Origin of the sequence: Vibrio sp. V42_P2S4T144 (assembly GCF_009904715.1) — a bacterium.
GTDB classification, from domain to species: Bacteria; Pseudomonadota; Gammaproteobacteria; order Enterobacterales; family Vibrionaceae; genus Vibrio; species Vibrio alginolyticus.
On record NZ_WXWS01000584.1, the window covers coordinates 1 to 4,303 of the forward strand.

Here is a 4,303-nt window from a genome sequence, read left to right on the forward strand (position 1 = left end):
TTTTTGTGTTGGCGTAAAGCCGAAAATATCAATCTAATATATTGAAAATAAGCAGTTTGTTTGATGTTTACGAAAGTGGATTCGATGTGTCCTCTGTGTGTAACATATATTTTACAATTAGGCGTAAAAATCGCCAAGATAAAGATTTCTCCCCACGTATTCCAATTTCTCAAGACCTGCGCCAAGTTAGAAAAATAAGTCCAAACAAAAGCTACTGAGACAAGGAGAAAGTCATGGTTGATGCATACAACCCACTAGGAACAGACGGATTTGAGTTTGTTGAATATACCGCTGCAGACAACAAAGGCATTCAACAGCTTAAAGATCTGTTTATATCGTTAGGTTTTGCGGAAATCGCAAAGCATCGCTCAAAAGAAGCGTGGTTATATCGACAAGGTGACATTAGCTTTATTGTGAATGCGCAGCCGCATAGCCAAGCTGAGGGATTCGCCAAAGTTCACGGTCCGTCGGTTTGTGGCATGGCATTTCGTGTGAAAGACGCCACCGTTGCTCTGGCGCATGCGTTAGAGAATGGCGGTAAAGAATATAAAACGGAAATTGGGCCGATGGAGCTAAGCATTCCTGCTATTTATGGCATCGGTGAAAGCTTGCTTTATTTTGTCGATCGTTATGGAAAGCAGAGCATTTATGATGTCGATTTTCGTTTTTATGATGATGCTGATGAGCGTTTATCAAAAGCGAATGTTGGTCTTTACGAAATCGACCACTTAACGCACAACGTTAAGCAAGGCAACATGGATGTCTGGTCTGGTTTCTATGAGCGCATTGGTAACTTCCGCGAAATTCGTTATTTCGATATCGAAGGTAAGCTGACAGGTCTTGTCAGCCGTGCGATGACCGCACCTTGCGGCAAAATCCGAATTCCTATCAATGAGTCGTCAGATGATAAATCACAGATTGAAGAGTTTATCCGTGAATACAATGGCGAAGGTATTCAACACATCGCATTGACCACAGACGACATCTACGAAACGGTCAAAACCTTGCGTGAGCGAGGCATGGACTTTATGCCAACACCAGATACTTATTACGAGAAAGTCGATCAGCGTGTTGAAGGCCACGGTGAAGATGTAAGCAAGCTTCGTGATTTGCAGATTCTTATTGATGGTGCGCCAACGAAAGATGGCATCTTGCTACAAATCTTTACTCAAACCGTTATCGGCCCTGTGTTCTTCGAAATCATCCAACGTAAAGGCAATGAAGGCTTTGGCGAGGGTAACTTCAAAGCGTTGTTTGAATCGATAGAAGAAGACCAAATTCGCCGAGGAGTATTGAGCGATGCATAAATGGATCACATTCCCTCAACGGGAGGGAGTGTGCTCTAAACAAGCGCATGCTGACTTCCCGGAAGAGGCAATTTATGAACGTGAGGCAGGTCGAAGTGGCTTCTTCGGCCCCGCAACACATTTTCATCATCAACATGCCCCAACGGGGTGGTCTGAGTGGGAAGGCGAGCTACGTCCACGAGCATTTGATTTTAATCTAGTCGAGAAAGCCAGCCATATTACCCCTTGGGCAGTCCCGCATCTATTACACAACGCGAATTGTAAAGTTCGTGTTTGGCGTATGGATGAAAAAATGGACTTCTTGGTGAGAAACGCGGATGGCGACGAACTGCTATTCATCCACCAAGGTACGGCAGATCTCTACTGTGATTATGGTCATTTGAAAGTGAGCGAAGGGGATTATGTCATGATCCCTCGCTCAACGAGCTGGCGTTTAGAGCCAAGCGAGCCGATGTTCATTCTGATGATCGAAAATACCGATGCGGCTTATACATTGCCCGAAAAAGGCATGGTTGGAAACCACGCGGTGTTTGATCCAGCGGTTTTAGAAACGCCGTCGATCAACGATCAGTTCCGTGCTCAATATTCTGAGAATCAAACACAGGTTCAGGTGAAACGCCACGATAAAGTCAGTGTTATCACTTACCCATTCAACCCGCTGGATGCGATTGGCTGGCATGGTGATTTGGCGGTAGTAAAAGTGAACTGGCGTGATATTCGTCCACTTATGTCACATCGTTACCATTTACCGCCTTCTGCACATACTACATTTGTAGGAGCAGGATTTGTGGTGTGCACCTTCGTTCCTCGTCCAATTGAAAGTGATCCTGGAGCGCTCAAAGTACCGTTCTACCACAACAATGACGATTATGACGAAGTCTTGTTCTACCATGCAGGTGATTTCTTCAGCCGTGACAACATTGAAGCGGGTATGGTGACATTCCATCCAGCAGGATTTACACATGGCCCTCACCCAAAAGCTTTCAAAGCAGGGCGAGAGCATAAGAAGACTTTTACCGACGAAGTCGCGGTCATGATTGATACGCGTCACGCACTTCAGTTTTCGGATGAGCTGGAAAAAGTAGAAAACAAAGAATACGTCTATAGCTGGCAAGAGAAGTAAGAGGCAAGGATGAAATTAGCAACCAAGAAAAATGGCACTCGTGACGGTTTGTTGATGGTCGTGAGCAAAGACTTAACGCGCTGCGTACCTGCGACAGAAATTTTCCACCCTATGAACTTAGCACCGACGATGCAGGTGGCACTTGATAACTGGGATACGCTAGCACCACAACTGGAAGAGCTATACGTTGCACTGAACAATGGCACGGTTGCAGGGTATGAAGAGTTTGAAGCGCACTACTGTGAGTCGCCGCTTCCTCGCGCTTATCAGTGGGCTGATGGCAGTGCTTACGTAAACCACGTTGAGTTGGTTCGAAAAGCTCGCGGCGCTGAAATGCCAGAGAGTTTTTGGACGGACCCGTTGATGTACCAAGGAGGCTCTGATGCCTTTATTGGACCTTGTGACAACATCGAGTTTGCGAGTGATGAATGGGGTATTGATTTCGAAGGTGAAGTTGCTGTGGTAACTGGTGACGTACCAATGGGCGCGAGTGTTGCAGAGGCTCAGGAGTCGATTCGTTTGATCATGCTGGTGAATGATGTCTCACTGCGTGGTCTAATTCCGGCAGAGTTAGCTAAAGGGTTTGGTTTTTTCCAATCTAAACCTTCTTCTGCGTTTTCTCCTGTGGCAGTAACACCTGACGAACTAGGCGATGCGTGGTACGAAAACAAAGTGCATTTACCACTGGTCTCGACCTACAACCACAAGCCGTTTGGTCGCCCAAATGCGGGTATCGATATGACGTTTGATTTTGCAGACTTAATTGTTCATGCGACTAAAACGCGCCCGCTATCTGCTGGGGCAATTATAGGTTCTGGCACGGTATCTAATAAGCAAGGCACCGAACATGGCACTTCGATTGAGGAGGGTGGTGTTGGTTATTCATGTATCGCGGAAGTTCGCATGATTGAAACCATTCGTGATGGTAAGCCGTCGACTAACTTCATGTCGTTTGGAGATTCTATTAGATTGGAAATGTTCGATGCGGATGGCAACAACATATTCGGCTCGATTGACCAACAAGTTAGCCAATATCTCAAGCACTAACAGTGCTGGTTGGGAGACGATATGAGCGATAGCATGATTTTATACGGATACTGGCGATCATCGGCGGCATATCGTGTGCGTATTTGCTTGAATCTTAAAGAGTTATCGTATGATTCAAAATCGGTACACTTGGTGCGCAATGGTGGCGAACAACATAGTGACGAGTACCATGAGTTAAACGCTTCTGAACTGGTTCCTTTGCTGGTGGATGGGGAGGTTCAGTTAACCCAGTCACTGGCGATCATTCAATACTTAGAAGAACACTACCCGGATGTCACTGTGATCCCCGAGCAAACGCCGCTTCGATACCAAGCGCTAGCTTTGGCTCAGGATATTGCAATGGAGATTCATCCCCTGAATAACTTAAGAGTTCTACAGTATTTAGAGGGGGAGTTAGCTTGCGAGCCAGAGCGCAAAGTCGCTTGGATTCATCACTGGATCCACAAAGGTTTTACAGCATTAGAAGAGAAACTTCAGAAGCATCGTAAACTAAATGGTGATTGCAAGTTTAGCCTGACAAGCTCGCCATCTATTGTCGATATTTGTCTGGTACCACAATTTTATAACGCACAACGCTTTGGTGTAGATACTTCTCTTTATCCAACCATTAACGCTGTTGTGCAGTCATGCAATCAACTGCCAGCTTTTATTGATGCGATGCCAGAGAATCAGCCAGACGCTAATAGTTGATTCTTAGCATACATAATGTATTAACAAAATTTAAACGAGCCAATCCAAGTGTGTGATTGGCTCGTTTTTATTGGTGAGCAAAATTTTCTGTTTCTCGCTATCGTCGTGGCGCCTCAAAATTGCGAGGTTTTGTTGC

4 protein-coding genes are annotated in these 4,303 nt (G+C 45.5%); all 4 read left to right on the top strand.

Features of this window, described 5'->3' with window-relative positions:
• Window positions 1-233: 233 nt before the first annotated feature.
• Genes hppD through maiA form a run of 4 tightly spaced genes read left to right on the top strand, consistent with a single transcriptional unit; the run spans window position 234 to window position 4,167 of the window.
• Complete coding sequence (hppD, locus tag CAG68_RS19255) at window positions 234-1,307, top strand: 4-hydroxyphenylpyruvate dioxygenase (protein ID WP_005377835.1); 1,074 nt, start codon at window positions 234-236, stop codon at window positions 1,305-1,307.
• Window positions 1,300-2,430 (top strand): homogentisate 1,2-dioxygenase, encoded by a 1,131-nt coding sequence (locus CAG68_RS19260; protein WP_005377834.1) that lies wholly within the window; start codon window positions 1,300-1,302, stop codon window positions 2,428-2,430. Before hppD ends, CAG68_RS19260 begins: the two co-directional genes overlap by 8 nt.
• A 9-nt stretch (window positions 2,431-2,439) precedes the next feature.
• The gene (locus tag CAG68_RS19265; protein WP_025766743.1) at window positions 2,440-3,477 is read left to right on the top strand and encodes a fumarylacetoacetate hydrolase family protein; all 1,038 of its coding nucleotides are present in this window, start codon (window positions 2,440-2,442) and stop codon (window positions 3,475-3,477) included.
• Window positions 3,478-3,498: 21 nt separating this feature from the next.
• Entirely contained in the window at window positions 3,499-4,167 is a 669-nt protein-coding gene (gene maiA, locus CAG68_RS19270) for a maleylacetoacetate isomerase (RefSeq protein ID WP_005377832.1), read from the top strand.
• Window positions 4,168-4,303: the final 136 nt, after the last annotated feature.

Bases quoted from the DNA above. Each gene is read 5' to 3' on its own strand.
- maiA (WP_005377832.1), top strand. From the start codon at position 3,499: ATGAGCGATAGCATGATTTTATACGGATACTGGCGATCATCGGCGGCA.
- hppD (WP_005377835.1), top strand. From the start codon at position 234: ATGGTTGATGCATACAACCCACTAGGAACAGACGGATTTGAGTTTGTT.
- CAG68_RS19265 (WP_025766743.1), top strand. From the start codon at position 2,440: ATGAAATTAGCAACCAAGAAAAATGGCACTCGTGACGGTTTGTTGATG.
- CAG68_RS19260 (WP_005377834.1), top strand. From the start codon at position 1,300: ATGCATAAATGGATCACATTCCCTCAACGGGAGGGAGTGTGCTCTAAA.